The following is a 15,785-nucleotide window of genomic DNA, read 5'->3' as shown; positions in this document are numbered from 1 at the left end:
CTCACCCCCGGCGGCGTGGCAGTGCCGCCACCAGCACCGCGCCCAGCAGCAACAGGGCCGTTCCGGTCCAGAACAGCGGCACCGCGTGGTAGGCCCCCGAGGTCTTCGCCAGCGGCGGGGAGTCGCCCCCGGGCGCCGGTGGGGTGGTGGTCGGTGGCTGGGTCGAGGTCGAGCAGTCGACACCGCCCTTCGGCGCGTTCGCCCTGGCGAACTGCTCGCCGAACGAGATCTGGGCGAGTGCGCTGGAGAAGCCGAGCAGCTCGTTCGGCAGGATCTTCAGGTCCAGCAGCCGTGCCCCCGCGCGTACCGCGGTCCCGTCCCGCTGCTCGGTCAGTTCGCCGAGACTGAGCCGCAGCACGCCGATGTCCAGCACCCCGGACTCGTCCGAGTGCCCGACCAGCGGAACGTCGGAGTCGAGGCCCGAGGTGGGCAGCGGGATGCCGATCGGAAGTTCGAACTCGGGGTTGGCCGCGTCCAACGTGAACAGTTCCTCGCCCCCGCGGCTGACCCGCAGTACCGGCGCACTGTAGTCCACCGTGGAGGTCTTCGGATCGCCGGTGGCCGTGGCGGTGAGGGTCGGCTGGCTGACGATGTCGATGCGCAGTTCCTGCGAGGTCCCCGCGAACAGCCGGATGCTGGCGACGTCGAACCGCGAGGTGGAGCGGACCGCCTTGTTGTCCTGCCCCGCCACGTCCACCAGTCGCACGTTGGAGCGGGCGTGCATGATCTCGGGAACCCGCAGCACCGAACCGGACGCGTCGGAGCTTCCCGCACCTCCCAGCAGGCCCCCCAGCCGTTCGAGCGGTCCGGCCAGTTGGTTCAATCCGTCGCGCAGTGCCCCGGCCTCGTCGGCGGCGAGCTCACTCGTACCGCTGGAGACCTTCTCGGCGAGTTCGTCCTCCCGGCTCTGCAGCGAAGGCAGCACGTTCAGCGCCGAGATACTCGCCAACGTGGTCTCGGCGTCGGCGATCGGTTCCACGCAGGGACCGAGCTTCTCGTCCCAGCGGGCGTGCACGTTGCCTTTCAGCAGGCCGAGGTCGAGCAACTTGTCCAGTGGGGTGGACGGTGGTTCCAGACCTCTGGTCCTGGGCTCGGCGTGATCGGGTATCGCGGTCTGCGCCAGCGAGCCGGGTAGCGCGGGTGCGTTGCCTCCCACGGCGAATCCGAACGGTGCGGACTCGGCGATCGCGTGCTCCTGGGCGAGGTACGCCTTCGAGTTGGCCTTGGCCGTTGCCAGACCCATCCCGGTTTCCACCAGTGCTTGCCTGGGCAACTGCTCGTCGAACTCGGGAGCGTCCAGGATCGACTCGCCCGGAACCGCGTTCGGCAGCACCCGCAGCAGACCGATGCCGGTGCCCGCCTCGGCCACCACCGGCCCGGGAACCGGCTTCTCCGGCTCGCTCCTGCCGGGAGGTTGTCCCGGGATCTCGGGGGAGGGAGTGGGGGTTTCCGGGGGTGTGCTCTGCGCGGTCGCGGCGGGAAGGCTCAGACACGCGACGGCGAACGAGACGGCGGAACAGATCGCGATCCGGTGGACAGGGGGTATGCGCATCCAGCACCTTCCGGTATTCCCGTGATCGTCATCACTCCATTTCTCAACGAGCCGGGGGCCTGCGGGTGACGTTCACGTACCCGCTACACTTGTACTCGGTTTCGCCGCCTTAGCTCAGTAGGTCAGAGCGACGCACTCGTAATGCGTAGGTCAGGGGTTCGACTCCCCTAGGCGGCTCCACCGGTGACCGGCCGTTTTCCGCGATGCGGGAGACGGCCGGTTCTCGTTTCGGCTCGATTTGCTCCGCCGCTTCGCCTCCTCGCCCCCGCTCGGCGATTTCGCGAGAAATCGACACCCACCGCAGCGGCTGACCCGAACACCCCGTGCTCTCCCGAACACCCCGTGCTCTCCCGAACACCCCGTGATGTCCCGAACGCCCCGTGATGTCGGTGCCGACAGATAGCTTCGGCCCATGATCGAGCAACACGAGAGCCGTACCGTCGAGGTCCCGTTCGAGGTTCTGGAGTGGGACGAGTCCGTCTACGACGAACCGGCGGAGGGACCCAGACTGTCCAGGGTCTCGATCCGGAAGCGGTACCAGGGCGTGCTCGACGGCACGGGTACCGGCGTGGTGCTCACCGCCGGAGGGGCCTCCGGCGGTGGCTACGTGATCTCCGAACGCTTCGAGGGCTCGCTCGACGGTCGGCACGGCACCTTCGTGCTGCAGCACGGCGGGCTCGCGGACGGGATGGAGCAGCGCACCTACGGCACCATCGTCCCCACATCCGGTACCGGAGAACTCACCGGCATAGCGAGTCGCTCCGTCGAGTTCGAGCACGGACTGCTCCGGTTGGAGTACACGCTCTGAAACGAGCACTCGCCGCCGACGTGCCCGACAGGACCTCCCGTCGTCGAGCCGATCGAAGAGCGGCAGCGGGCGCACCGGCCCGAGTGCGGACCCACCGGGGTGTCGGCACCGACATCCCGACACCTCGGCGAATAGGGTTCGCCCATGGCGGACGAGTTCGGGACGACCGTTTCGAGGATGGCGGCCGGTGCGCTGTTCGTCGCTCCCGGCGGAGAGGTGCTGCTCGTCCGCAAGACCTACGGCAACCGGTGGGACATCCCCGGTGGATACGTGGAGCCGGGTGAGTCACCGGCGCGAGCATGTGTCAGGGAACTGGACGAGGAACTGGGGATTCGGCGGTATCCGAGTCGGATACTGGTCGTGGACTGGGCACCCACCGACAGCGAGCCCGACAAGCTGCTCTGGGTCTTCGACTGCGGGGAGCTGGCCGAGGACGAACAGCGCATCCGGCTCGACTTCGACGAGCTGGACCACTGGGAGTGGGTGCCGGTGGTTGAGTTCGACGAGTACCTGATCCCGAGGCTGGCCCGCAGGCTGCGTGGGGCCCTCACGGCACGTGAGCTGGGTGGGACCGTCTACCTCGAACACGGCGAGCCGGTGTTCGGATGATCGCCGCACACCTGTGTACGCCCGCCGCCGTACGCGTCTCCGCCGCGTGATTCGGCCGTGTCTCCACCGGAACCGCGGCATTGACTTCGGGTGTGCTCGAAGATCTAGGTTCGCAGCGTTACCGGATCGATCGAGCGGGTGGAACCCGAACGGTTCGGAGTCATGGGTAGGTACCCTCACGGGGAGGAAGCGATGCGGATCTCGACGGTCGAACATCACGTGAGTGACCTCGCTTCGGCGGTGGAGTTCTACCGCGATCTCCTGGGGCTGTACGGGTGTGGGTGCCGGACGGGATGCGGCACAGCGGACCGCTGCCGCTCGCGGTGTGGTTGGCGGATGTCGGGGTCCCCGGGAAGTTTCGACCGAGTGACACCTGCACGGTGGTCATTGGCTGATCGGCTGCGGTTCCGAGAGGCTTTCGTGAGCGGGAGTGCCGCGGGTGCGCCACCGCCGGTGTCTCGGTTCCCGCTCGGTTGGCGGGGCGGATCACCCGGAAAACATGAGGTTTTTCCGCGCTACGCCGCACGGGTGGATGTGAAAAATATTCTGACCGGGATGTCGGAAGGGACGATGCTCCGCTCTCGATGCGCTAGGTGCTTCTCCGGTCGAATTCGGGCGCTGGGAAATCTTCGTTTTTCGTTGCCGGTTCGTTCGGGTGCGTGCCGCCGGTTTCCGGGGGTGCGCGGTTGCGTTTTCGCTGTACAGGTAATATGACACCTTTCGGTTTGACGGTTTCGATCGAAACGTCTTCCTGGTGGCTCGAACGGGGGTGGAATTGTCGCGATCCTGTGCGGGTGTGACTCGTGCTTTCTGCTGGCTCGTATTCATTCCGGGTGGCGAATACGTCATCTGTTCGTGTGGTAAAGCGACTGAGTGATGCCTTTTTCGGGAAACTCCGTTGCTCTCGCTTCGGGTGGGTAATGTGCGACGGTCCGCTCACGTGGGGTGGCCCGGCGGGGTGTGGGGGAGATGTCGCCGGGGTGGAGGCGTGCCGTCATCATCGTGGCGATCCGGGCGTGGACTGTAAGTCCATTGTGGACCTATTGTATGTTTTCCCCGTGTCCGTGCGAACTTCGCCATCCGGGGGTGCTCCGTGTCCGTGACGCGCCTGACCGCGCGGCTGGCGTCTCGTGGATGATGTGACGGGTCGGTGACTGCCGGTGAACGGTGTCGATGCCGCCCTGCGGGGGACTGAATGCGTAGCGTTATTCGGCCACTCTGGGCGTCACTCCGTCAGCCGATTGCAGTAACGCTGTTGAGCTATTTCGATCACAGTGACGCCGTGAAGGGATCGTGTGATGAGCAGTACCGAGGTCAGCACGGGGATTGTCGGGGGAGGTGTGCTCTCCGCCGAATCAGATCCCGATGACGTCGCCCGACGCATCGCGGACCTCTCCGAACAGGTGCACCGGGCGCTGCTGTTACGACGCCTGTTGGCGGTGTGGGCACTTCCCGCCAACGTGGCGCTGGTTGCGTTGATCGTGAGCTGGTTCGCGTCGGACTGGGGTCCGGGATGGAAGTTGTCGCCACTCGTTTCGGTGATTCCGGTGATCTCCGTGGTGGGGTCGGCCTTCCTGCTCTACCGGCAGTACTTCAAAGTACGCGATATGGCGATCGAACTGCGCGAACTGAACCAGGCTCGACGTGAGCAGTCGCTCGACGACGTCGGCTCCGGCGGTGACCTGCTCGCGGCGCACAAGCGTTATCGGGCCTACCTGCCCGACGCGATTCGTGCTTATCGCAGGCAGGCCCGGCGTTTTCGTCGTGTGCACAACACCTTGCAAGTCGTGATCATTTCCGGCGCGATCGTGACTTCGGTGATCGCGGCGATCTCGGTCACGATGGCCGACGTCCGTTGGGCCGTGGTGGGGGCGAGCCTGCTGGTCGCGTTGACCGCCGCACTGTCCGGGTTTGCCAAGTACCGCGAACGAGGGGTCAACCTGCAGCGGACCGCGGACGCGCTGGAACGTGAATACCATTCGGTAGAGCTCCGGGTGGGCAAGTATCGCCGGTTCGACAGCGAGCAGGCGGCTTACGCGGAATTCGCCCACGAGGCGGAGATGTTGCTGGACGAGCACGCCAAACGCCAGCAGCAGGTCGGCCCCGCGATGCTGCCGGACGCGCTCGTGTAGGTGCCGGGTCGCGGACCGAAGCACGATCCGTGACCCGGCGTCATGCTCGATGCGGTGTTGGTTCCGGCCCGAGAACTCGGGATGTTCTCATGCGGTGCGCGATAAAAATGTATAGCTCGATCGTGTTAGTGGTGGGGTATTTTCGAGCTTGTGTAGCAATTTTCGTTACTCGCTGTATAAGAAAATCGCTACTAGGGTTCGCTGAATCGTGTTGAGGGTGATTTCCGTAGTCTTTGCCCGGCGTGGGGGACAGTTACCTGTGCAGAGAGGAACCAAGGCGATGAAACGCACTCTTACCACGGTGACCGCCCTGGTGGCGGGAAGCGTCGGCGCCATCGGCTTCGCGGGTACCGCCGCCGCGGACGGCCCGGAGCTGCCCGCCGAGCTGCCGGTGGACAACAACGTGGCCAAGACCACCTACCACACCGCCGCGACGCTGCATTCCGCGCAGCAGGCCATCGGCGATGTCGTGCCCTCCCAGGGCACCACGGCCGGCCGCGATGCCGCCGGGGCCGCCGACGGTGACCCGCTCAAGGAAGCCGTGCAGAACGGTCACATCTCCGGTGAGCTGCTCAACGGGGAGCAGCTGAACGGCGCTCCGGGCGAGATGCTGCAGAACCCGTCACAGCAGGCCCAGCAGGCCCAGCAGCAGCCCTCGACTCGTCCCGCTCCGACTTCCGGCAGCAACCTCGCCGGGCTGCCCGTCGGTGACGTGGTCAGCGGTATCGCTCGCTGAACGGTCCCCCGCCGCGACGACGGCACGACAGGGACTCACGACAGGGACTACGGCACACAGGAAGGTCCCCGCCGAGCGATGGCGGGGACCTTCCTGCTGTCTCATCGGCTCGGAGCGTTCCTTCGGTGCTTCCCGCACCGGCCGCCCGGCCGCGTGGTCCGGCCACCCGTGGCTGCTGCCACAGCGGTACTCCCGGGGAGTTCCCCGGAGTGGTGCGGGTGCCCGCTCGATATCGGGTCAACCGCTCACGACCGGGTGATGAGTCCGAAGACTCAGTGGCCCTCTTCCTTGGCCCGCTCGTACGACTTCTTGATCTCCGCCTCGGCTTCGTCCCGGCCTACCCAGGTGGCGCCCTCGACGCTCTTGGCGGGTTCCAGGTCCTTGTAGACCTCGAAGAAGTGCTGGATCTCCAGCCGGTGGAACTCCGGCACGTGATGGATGTCGCGCATGTGCTCCTGCCGCGGATCGTCGGCGGGCACACAGATGATCTTGTCGTCGCCGCCCTTCTCGTCGCGCATCCGGAACATTCCGATGGCGCGAGCGCTGATCAGGCAACCGGGGAAGGTCGGCTCCTGGATGAGCACGAGCGCGTCCAGCGGATCCCCGTCCTCGCCGAGGGTCTCCTCGATGAACCCGTAGTCGGCCGGATACTGGGTGGCGGTGAACAGCGTCCGGTCGAGACGGATACGACCCGTCTTGTGGTCCACTTCGTACTTGTTGCGCTCCCCTTTGGGGATCTCGATCGTGACGTCGAAGTCCACGCGTTCCTCATTCGTCCTAGTGATGTTTCGGACGGCGATGGTGCCGTTCCCGGCCGTTGCTCGGGGAGTCCCCGATCGCCCGCCCTGGGGCGGACCATCCGGCGTGGAATCGGATCGGAGCGGATCGTGTCCGAACCGTTACCACCACCGGTGGAGTGATGACTACAGCCTAGGAACCGGCTTTGAAAACCGCTCGCGGGGTCGGATAACCCCAGCTCGCAGCGGGTGCCCGCTCCGGCCGGAGTGCCCGACGCCGTGATCGCCGCCCGGCCGTTCCGGCCTGGCCGGCGCGCACGGCGACAGCCCTCGGCGGTTCTCGGTCAGCGGTCCGCACCGTTTCCGGTGTGGCCTCATCCACCACTCCCACGGACGCAACTAGTGTGGGACAAGTCAGCCGTTCCAGCCGCACACAGTGTGCGAGATCGCATTCGCGAGCCGGTGAGAGTCGCTAGGAGGAGCACTTGCCCGAACCCCAGGAATCACGGGCTGGGACGGGCGGTCGTGACGACGCGGCATCGTCCGCCGAATCCACCGGCGACTTCCCCGCGGACTCCTCCGACGGCTTTCCGGAGGCCGAGACGTCCGACACCGTCCCGGATCCGGACGACTCGTTCGAATGGCCCGCGGAGGATCCCGAGCAGCACTCCACCCAGTCGCAGAGTGCCCGGCCCTCGGATGCGCAGCCACCGGAAGCCCAGCCACCGGAAGCCCAGTCGGAGGATCCCCAACAGCAGGATTCCCGGCCCGCGAGCACCGAGCGGACATCGGAGACCTCCGACTCGGAACCGGAGTGGCCGGAGCAGGACCCCGCCGCGGTCGAACGCACCCAGCGTTTCAGCGCGATCCGTCCCACTGAGCAGGAGCCGGACCAGCCCGGGCAGGATTCCGACCAACAGGGGCGGCATCCCGAGCGGCGCGGGCAGGAATCGGACCAGCGTGACCGGGAGGCCGGAGGGGACCCGAAGCAGGTCCCGAACCCCGGCCCCGCTCCCGCCGCCGATCCCCCGACCATCCGGATGCCGCGGATTCCCGCCGCGGACCCCGGGTGGCCGCGCGCCGAACCGGATCCGGCGGAACACCGCGAGCGGTTGGAGCAGCGAACCGAGCGATTCACCGCACAGCAGAGACATCACCGGTCGGGGAACGCCGCTGGTGAACAGCCGGGGGCTCCCACCGGTAGTCGGCCTCCCGGTCCGGCTCGTCCTGCCGCTCCCGCCGATTTCGATATGCCGATCGGCTCGGAAACGGCTTCCGCATGGCCTCCTCGGCAGGATTCCGACCGTGCCCGGGGGCAAGCGACCCCGGGTGCCCCAGGCGCGTCTCCGCAATCCGCGCAGGGTGGGGAGTTTCCCCGGGACGGGGAGTACGACGAGTCCGGAACCGTCGAGCAAGAGCTGCTGCCCCGGCGGGACGAGCAGGCCGACCAGCAGGTCGGTCCGCGCCGGGGAGGGACCGCTCCTCCCGGCGATGCCTCCCGATCTGCCGAGACTTCCCAGCCTGCCGAGCCCCCACCGCGTACCGAGGCAGCTCACCCCGCTGACACCGCCGAACCGGCCGCCCGGGGTTCCGAGGAGAACCCCACCACCGGCACCGCGGCACTCCTCGACCACGACGATCACGACAGCGACCACTACGACGGTGACCACTACGACGGTGACCACTACGACGGTGATCACGGCGACGGCGATCACGGTGATTACGGCGACCCCGACGGCGACAGCTCCGAATCCGGCGAGGCCGTTCCCGCGGCTTCCGGTGAACAGCCGTCCCGCGGGCGCCGCAGGACGCTCGTGCTCTCGGCGGTGGCCCTGCTCGGCGTGATCGCGCTCGCCGCCGTGCTGGTGTTCCGCGGTTCCGGTTGGTTCGGCGACGTGTTGAACCCCCGTGCCGATCCACCCGCCCCGGTCTCGCTGCGCCCCGATGTCAAGGGGTTGAGCGGCTCGGCCCCCCTACCGACCGAACAGGGCGTCGAAGCCAAGCTGGAAGAGATCGCCTCGAACCCGGTGCTCGGGGACTTCGGAGCCGTGGTCCGTGACGCCAGGTCCGGCAGGACCCTCTGGGAGCGGAACCCGGACCGGGGGCTGGTTCCCGCTTCCACCGACAAGCTGCTCACCGCGTCGGCGGCCTTGCTGGCTGTCGATCACGATTTCCGGTTCCGCACGAAGGTCGTGCGCGGCAGCGAACCCGGCAGCATAGTGCTGGTCGGGGGCGGTGATCCGACACTGTCCGCGCTGCCCGAGGGGGAGAGTTCGGTCTATCCCGGTGCGGCCGGGCTGGACGAACTGGTGGAGCGAATCCGGTCGAGCACTTCCGGCGACATCGAGTCGGTCAAGGTCGACGTCAGCCGCTACAGCGGACCGGGCTTGGCCGACAGTTGGGATCCGGCGGATGTGGACAGGGGATACGTCGCCCCGATCCAGCCGGTGATGCTCGACGGTGGGCGTCAGGACCCCAAGAGCAAGGTCAGTTCACGCAGCGATGAACCGGCGCTGGACGCGGCCCGTGAGCTCGCCTCCAGACTGGGAGCTCCCACCGGCTCTGTCAGCAGTACCACCGTCGACTCGGGGGCCTCCACCCTCGCGCGGGTCGAGTCGCCGCCGCTGCGGGATCTGGTGCGCAAAACACTGCGGGATTCGGACAACGTGCTCGCCGAGGCCCTCGCGCGGCAGGTCGCGATCACCACCGGCAACGAACCGTCGTTCTCCGGATCCGTCCGGGCGGTCCGCACCGTGCTGAGCGAGAACGGTTTCGATCTGGCCGGTGTCGACATCGTCGACGGCAGCGGGCTTTCCGCCTCCGACGAGCTGCCCGCCCGGATCCTGGGCGCGATAATGCGCACCGCGAGCGCTCCCGTCGAGAGCCCCTCGGGTCGTTCCGCCAGACTGCGGCCGTTGCTGACTTCCGTTCCCGTGGCCGGCGGAACCGGCGGTCTGGCCGAGCGCTACGACGGCGACGCCTCCGAGGGAAGCGGGTGGGTCCGTGCCAAGACCGGAACACTCACGGGGACCAACGCCCTGGCGGGGACCGTCGTCACTCGGGACGGCAGGCTGTTGGCGTTCGCGTTCCTGTCCAACGGGCGGAATCCCGTCTCCGTACGCCCGGTGATCGACGAATTGGCGGCCGCGTTGCGTAGCTGCGGCTGTCGTTGAGCGGGCCGCCCGGAGCCCGCTGTCCCGTCACGCCTTGCCGGTGCCCGGTTCCGCTTCCGGCGCTCGCTCGTCACGGCTGGAAGTCGTGACTGCTGGAAGTGGTGACTGCTGGAAGTGGTGGGGGCGCGAACCGGAGATTCGCCGTGTGATGTTCGCACGGGTACTGTCGGAAACGTGACTGTTCGTGCGTCCGCGCTGTCAGCGCCGCTACGTCGGGATTCGGCCAGGCACGCCCGACCGAGTCAGCACCGCCGGGACGGGTACGTCTCCGGCCACGGCAGCGGCGACGCCGTCGACTGGAACACCGCTGTCGCAACCGCGAGCAGGCTGCTCGGCCCCGGTCCGGAGATCTCGCGTTCCGAGGCCGACGGCGTCGTCGCCGCGCTCCGCGAGTTCAGCGTCAGCGCGGAGACGCACGTCCGGGAACTGACCGGTCTGGGCGCCGATCTTCCGGTGGCCCCGGGCGACGTGGTGGACCGACCGGGTTGGTTGCGGGGTGCCACTCGTGGGCTGGCCGAATTGACCCACACCGCGCTGGCGGGAGCCGGGGACGAGGACCGGGACGAGGTCAATCCGGTGCTGGCCGCCGTCAACAGCCGTGGTGCCGGGATGCAGGCCGGTCTCGTGCTCGCCTACCTGGGCACCAAGGTTCTCGGCCAGTACGATCCGTTCGCTCCCGTGGAGTCGGGGTCGGGCGATCCGGGCAGGCTGCTGCTGGTCGCCCCCAACATCGTCGCCGCGCAGCGCGCACTCGGTGTTCCCGAGGACGACTTCCGGATGTGGGTCTGTCTGCACGAGTCCACCCACCGGCTCCAGTTCAACGCCGTTCCCTGGTTGCGCGAGCACTTCTCCCGCAGTATCGGCGAACTGTTCACCGAGACGGAGGGTTCCACCGGTGAGCTGTTCGGCAGGTTGCCCGCGGCGGCTCGTGAGCTCCGGGCGGCGCGGACGGGTGGGAGTGACACCAGTCCCGGAATGCTCGGCGTGGTCGAGCTGCTGCAGAGTCCGCGGCAGCGTGCGGCGCTGGACCGGATTCTGGCCATCTCCACTCTGCTGGAGGGGCACGCGGATCACGTCATGGACGCGGTGGGGCCTCGGGTGGTTCCCAGTGTGCACACGATCCGGGAGCGGTTCACCCAGCGCCGGGCCGGTGGAGGTCTGTTCGACCGGGTGCTGCGCAGCCTGCTCGGGGTGGACGCGAAGATCAAGCAGTACGCCAAGGGGGCCGAGTTCACCCGCAGGGTGGTGGACGCCGTCGGCATGACGGGATTCAACGCGGTATGGCAGGAACCCGACAACCTGCCCACCCGCGCCGAGCTCTCGGACCCGCCCGCCTGGCTGCGGCGGGTGCACGGCTGATCGGGCTTCCCGTCCGCGAGTGCCCGGACATCCGAGCGGATTTCGCCGGTGATCCGAGGAGTCGACGGGCCCGCACTACCACCGGTGAGCGCTCCGGCTGTCCGGTGGCGCGATAATCGGTCCGTGCCGCCAGCTCCCAGCGTCAGTGCCGTCCGGCTCGCCGTGCGACGACTGCTCGACTCCGAACCGGCCGCCCGCTACCGCGGTGTCCCGCTGGTGGTGGCCTGTTCCGGTGGCCCGGATTCGTTGGCCCTGGCCGCGGCCACCACCCATTTCGCGCGGCATCGGAACGTGCCGGTCCACGGGGTCGTCGTGGACCACGGGCTGCAGCCCGGTTCGGATCGGGTCGCCTCCGACGCCGCGGCACAGCTCACCGGGCTCGGCTGCGTCGAGGTGGACGTCGCGCGCGTCGAACCGGACGGGACGGGTGGTACGGAGGCGGCGGCTCGACGAGCCCGCTACGAGGCGCTGCGACTCCGACGTCCCGAAGGATCCCCGGTGCTGCTCGGGCACACCCTCGACGACCAGGCCGAGACGGTGCTGCTGGGGCTCGGGCGTGGTTCCGGCGCGCGCTCGTTGGCCGGTATGCGCCCGCTGGACGGGCCGTGGGCGCGCCCCTTCCTGGGAGTGACTCGTCGGACCACCGAACAGGCCTGCGAGGAGCTGGGGCTGCGGCCCTGGCACGACCCGCACAACACGGATCCCGCCTTCACCCGGGTCCGGCTCCGCTCCGAGGTGCTGCCGTTGCTGGAGGAGGTCCTGCAGGGCGGGGTCGCCGAGGCCCTCTCCCGCACCGCCGTCCAGCTCCGGGAGGACGCCGACGCGTTGGACGCGGTCGCAGCGGGGATCCGCGAGCGGGTGGCCGACTCGAGGGAGCTCGACGCGCGTAGTCTTGCCGAGCATCCTCCCGCGCTCCGCAGACGAGTGCTGCGGGACTGGCTCTCCGCACGGGGCGTCCCTGAACTCAGCGACGCCCATCTGCGCGCCGCGGATGCCCTGGTAGGTGACTGGCGCGGGCAGGGTGGTCACGCTCTGCCAGGAAACTTTGCGCTGGTTCGTCGGCGTGGGACCCTTCTGGTGGAATGCGGGGGTCGCGGAACCGAGCAACGGTCGAGCGACGGGTGAACAACGACCCAATCGAGAGGGGAAGCCGGGCCGTGTACGACGGCGACATTGCCTCCGTGCTCATCACCGAGCAGCAGATCAACGACAAGGTCGGTGAGCTGGCCAAGCAGATCGACGAGGACTACGGGGACCTTTCGGGGGGCGATTTGGTGCTTGTCGGTGTCCTCAAGGGCGCCGTCATGGTGATGACCGATCTCGCCCGCGCACTGCCCCGGCCCGCGCAGCTGGAGTTCATGGCGGTCAGTTCCTACGGCTCGTCCACCTCGTCCTCGGGCGTGGTGCGCATCCTGAAGGATCTCGACCGGGACATCGCGGGCAAGCACGTGCTCGTGGTCGAGGACATCATCGACTCCGGACTGACGCTGTCCTGGCTGTTGCGCAACCTCGCCGCACGGGAACCGGCCTCGGTCGAGGTCTGCACGTTGCTGCGCAAACCCGATGCCGTACAGGTCGAGGTGCCGGTGCGCTACATCGGATTCGACATTCCCAACGAGTTCGTCGTCGGCTACGGGCTGGACTTCGCCGAACGCTACCGTGATCTTCCGTACATCGGCAGTCTCGATCCGAAGGTCTACACCTCCGGAACGTGATCCGGTTTTCCGCGAGTGCCGTACCACGGGTACAACCGTGAGGGGGCCGTGCGCCGTTCCCCGGTGTCCGGAAGTGACGGTGATCCGGGATCACGGTGATCGCTGGAAGTGAGGACGCTCACGGCGTACGGTCGACCATCGTCCGTGCGTTGTGTCACCGAGCAAGGGGACTGTTGGAACTAATCCGGTGCATGGGCCGTTGGAACGCCAGGGGCGGGTACCCTGGGTTGCCGGTGAAACGACTCGCGCAGTTCGACACTGCCGCGAGCGGTACGCTGGGCTGAACCGGGGGTGGACGTTAAATGGACGCCCGCCACCACCCGACGTGACAGTCAGGGAGGGTCGAGGCCGCTCGGCGGCCGCAAGTGAATGGACCGAAAGCGCCTGCTCCGCAACCCGCTGCTGTGGCTGTTGGCGGGGTTGCTGCTGATTTATGCCTTCAGTGTGCTCTTCGACGACACGCGTGGCTACACGGACGTGTCGACCTCGAAGGCGCTGCAGCAGATCTCGCAGGGCAACGTAGCCGAAGCCACGATCGAGGACAAAGAACAGCGGGTCAGGCTGACCCTGAACGACGGCGTCCAGGTTCAGGGCAGCAACCGGATCCTCACCAAGTATCCGACCGGTTCCCAAGAGGACATCGTCAATCGGATCGAGCAGTCCGGCATCTCCAACTGGGACACCGAGGTGTCCCAGAGCTCCATCTGGAGCCAGTTGCTCATCTATCTCATCCCGCTGGGCCTGCTGGTCCTGCTCGTGATGTGGATGATGAACAACGCCCAGGGCGGCGGCAGCAAGGTGCTGAACTTCGGCAAGTCCAAGGCCAAGCAGTTCACCAAGGACATGCCCAAGACCCTGTTCGGTGACGTCGCCGGAGCCAACGAGGCCGTCGAGGAACTGCACGAGATCAAGGACTTCCTGCAGCACCCGACCCGTTACCAGGCTCTCGGGGCGAAGATCCCGAAGGGCGTGCTGCTCTACGGGCCGCCCGGTACCGGTAAGACGCTGCTGGCCCGCGCGGTCGCGGGTGAGGCAGGGGTGCCGTTCTACTCGATCTCCGGTTCCGACTTCGTCGAGATGTTCGTCGGTGTCGGTGCCTCCCGTGTTCGTGATCTCTTCGAACAGGCCAAGCAGAACGCGCCCTGCATCGTCTTCGTCGACGAGATCGACGCGGTCGGCAGGCAGCGCGGTGCCGGACTCGGCGGTGGTCACGACGAGCGGGAGCAGACGCTGAACCAGCTGCTCGTCGAGATGGACGGTTTCGACTCCAGGGGCGGGATCATCCTGATCGCCGCCACCAACCGTTCGGACATCCTGGACCCGGCGCTGCTGCGTCCCGGCCGGTTCGACCGGCAGATCCCCATCGCTCCACCCGACCTGCGCGGTAGGCGCGCGATCCTGAACGTGCACACCCAGGGCAAGCCACTGGCCCAGGACGCCGATCTCGACGGGCTGGCCAAGCGCACCGTCGGGTTCTCGGGTGCCGATCTGGAGAACGTGGTCAACGAGGCCGCGCTGCTCACCGCCCGTGAGAACGCGCAGCTGATCACCGGTGCCGCGCTCGAGGAATCGGTGGACAGGGTGATCGGCGGTCCGCGCCGGAAGAGCAAGATCATTTCCGAGCGGGACAAGAAGATCACCGCGTATCACGAGGGCGGTCACGCGCTGGCCGCCTGGGCGATGCCGGACCTGGAACCGGTTTACAAGCTCACGATCCTACCCAGGGGCAAGACCGGAGGGCACGCGCTTGTCGTCCCCGAGGACGACAAGGACATGATGACCCGTTCGGAGATGATCGGTCGTCTTGTGTTCGCCCTCGGCGGGCGTTCCTCCGAGGAACTGGTCTTCCACGAGCCGACCACCGGTGCCTCCAGTGACATCGAACAGGCCACCAAGATCGCTCGTGCCATGGTCACCGAGTACGGCATGACGGCCCGGTTGGGCGCCGTCAAGTACGGCAAGGAGGAAGGCGATCCCTTCCTCGGGCGTTCGGCGGGCCAGCAGCCGAACTACTCGCTGGAGGTCGCTCACGAGATCGACGAGGAAGTGCGCAAGCTGATCGAGGCGGCGCACACCGAGGCGTGGGAGATCCTCAACACCTACCGGGACGTGCTCGACAACCTCGTGCTCGAAGTGATCGAGAAGGAGACGCTGAACCGCACCGATCTGGAGCGCATCTTCGCCGATGTGGAGAAGCGCCCCCGGATCACCGCGTTCAACGACTTCGGCGGACGCACTCCCTCGGACAAGCCGCCGATCAAGACGCCCGGCGAGTTGGCGATGGAACGCGGCGAACCCTGGCCGCCGCCGATCAACGAACAGCCCAGCCCCGCCCCGGTCGGAGCCGTCTCCGGATCCAACGGTTACGGACCGCAGCAGCCCGCCGGGCAGTACGGTCCCGACAACCAGCAGGGGCAGCCCTACGGCTATCCGCCGCAGCCCGCACCGGGCCAGCAGCCCGGTACCCAGCAGCCCTATCCGCCGCAGGGTGGGCAGCCGCCGCAGGGCGGGCAGCCGCCACAGGGTGGGCAGCCACAGCAGGGGCATGTCCCGCAGGGACAGGCTCCGCAGGGTGGTCAGGTTCCCCAGGGAGTGCCGCCCAACTACGGGGCCCCTCCCGGCTGGACCCCCGCCACCTCACCCGGTGGGCAGTCCGGCTATCAGCCCCAGCAGGGCCAGCCGCAGCAGGGCCAGCCGCAGTACAACGGTTCTCCCGCATGGGAGCAGGGCGTTGCGCCGCAGGGACAGCGTCCGGAAGAACAGCCCGGCGCCGCTGAGCAGCGGACCGAGCAGTTCCAGCAGAACCAGGATCAGAACGGTCACCAGCACCGCTCGGGTTCCGCCGACACGGAGCAGCCGGACGCCGGTAACCAGCAGAACTCCGAGCGGAATTCCGAGGGTGACCAGGATTCCGGCAACGAGAACGGGACCGGCCCCAACAGCGGCCGGTAACCGCGGACTGCA

At 67.7% G+C, this 15,785-nt stretch carries 11 protein-coding genes and 1 tRNA gene; 10 read left to right on the top strand and 2 right to left on the bottom strand.

Going from position 1 to position 15,785, the window contains the following annotated elements:
• Position 1 precedes the first annotated feature (1 nt).
• Complete coding sequence (locus BM394_RS18585) at positions 2-1,552, bottom strand: hypothetical protein (protein ID WP_092980274.1); 1,551 nt, start codon at positions 1,550-1,552, stop codon at positions 2-4.
• 103 nt (positions 1,553-1,655) lie between these two features.
• Between BM394_RS18585 and BM394_RS18580 the strand changes: the two genes are divergently transcribed.
• From BM394_RS18580 to BM394_RS18560, 5 genes are all read left to right on the top strand, one after another.
• A tRNA-Thr gene (locus tag BM394_RS18580) sits at positions 1,656-1,732 on the top strand.
• Positions 1,733-1,964: 232 nt separating this feature from the next.
• Positions 1,965-2,360, top strand: a complete 396-nt coding sequence (locus tag BM394_RS18575; protein WP_092980272.1) for a DUF3224 domain-containing protein — start codon at positions 1,965-1,967, stop codon at positions 2,358-2,360.
• A 144-nt stretch (positions 2,361-2,504) separates the two neighbouring features.
• Positions 2,505-2,969, top strand: a complete 465-nt coding sequence (locus BM394_RS18570) for an NUDIX domain-containing protein (RefSeq protein ID WP_092980270.1) — start codon at positions 2,505-2,507, stop codon at positions 2,967-2,969.
• Positions 2,970-4,267: 1,298 nt separating this feature from the next.
• Entirely contained in the window at positions 4,268-5,101 is an 834-nt protein-coding gene (locus BM394_RS18565; protein WP_245780288.1) for a DUF4231 domain-containing protein, read from the top strand.
• A gap of 280 nt (positions 5,102-5,381) precedes the next feature.
• The gene (locus BM394_RS18560) at positions 5,382-5,837 is read left to right on the top strand and encodes a hypothetical protein (RefSeq protein ID WP_139235262.1); all 456 of its coding nucleotides are present in this window, start codon (positions 5,382-5,384) and stop codon (positions 5,835-5,837) included.
• A 272-nt stretch (positions 5,838-6,109) separates the two neighbouring features.
• Here BM394_RS18560 and BM394_RS18555 read toward each other — a convergent pair whose 3' ends face one another.
• Positions 6,110-6,598 (bottom strand): inorganic diphosphatase, encoded by a 489-nt coding sequence (locus BM394_RS18555; protein WP_092628268.1) that lies wholly within the window; start codon positions 6,596-6,598, stop codon positions 6,110-6,112.
• 461 nt (positions 6,599-7,059) lie between these two features.
• Between BM394_RS18555 and dacB the strand changes: the two genes are divergently transcribed.
• From dacB to ftsH, 5 genes are all read left to right on the top strand, one after another.
• Entirely contained in the window at positions 7,060-9,747 is a 2,688-nt protein-coding gene (gene dacB / locus BM394_RS18550; RefSeq protein WP_245780287.1) for a D-alanyl-D-alanine carboxypeptidase/D-alanyl-D-alanine endopeptidase, read from the top strand.
• A gap of 174 nt (positions 9,748-9,921) precedes the next feature.
• Complete coding sequence (locus tag BM394_RS18545; RefSeq protein WP_092980267.1) at positions 9,922-11,106, top strand: zinc-dependent metalloprotease; 1,185 nt, start codon at positions 9,922-9,924, stop codon at positions 11,104-11,106.
• Between the two features lie 123 nt (positions 11,107-11,229).
• Positions 11,230-12,231 (top strand): tRNA lysidine(34) synthetase TilS, encoded by a 1,002-nt coding sequence (gene tilS / locus BM394_RS18540; protein WP_092980265.1) that lies wholly within the window; start codon positions 11,230-11,232, stop codon positions 12,229-12,231.
• 32 nt (positions 12,232-12,263) lie between these two features.
• A complete protein-coding gene (gene hpt / locus BM394_RS18535) occupies positions 12,264-12,821 on the top strand; it encodes a hypoxanthine phosphoribosyltransferase (protein ID WP_092925747.1) in 558 nt (185 codons plus the stop codon).
• A 369-nt stretch (positions 12,822-13,190) separates the two neighbouring features.
• Positions 13,191-15,773, top strand: a complete 2,583-nt coding sequence (gene ftsH, locus BM394_RS18530; protein ID WP_092980263.1) for an ATP-dependent zinc metalloprotease FtsH — start codon at positions 13,191-13,193, stop codon at positions 15,771-15,773.
• Positions 15,774-15,785: the final 12 nt, after the last annotated feature.

The sequence above is a fragment of the Actinopolyspora lacussalsi subsp. righensis genome, assembly GCF_900116555.1.
Classification (GTDB): Bacteria; Actinomycetota; Actinomycetes; order Mycobacteriales; family Pseudonocardiaceae; genus Actinopolyspora; species Actinopolyspora lacussalsi.
This window is presented reverse-complemented; position numbering and strand designations above follow the sequence as displayed.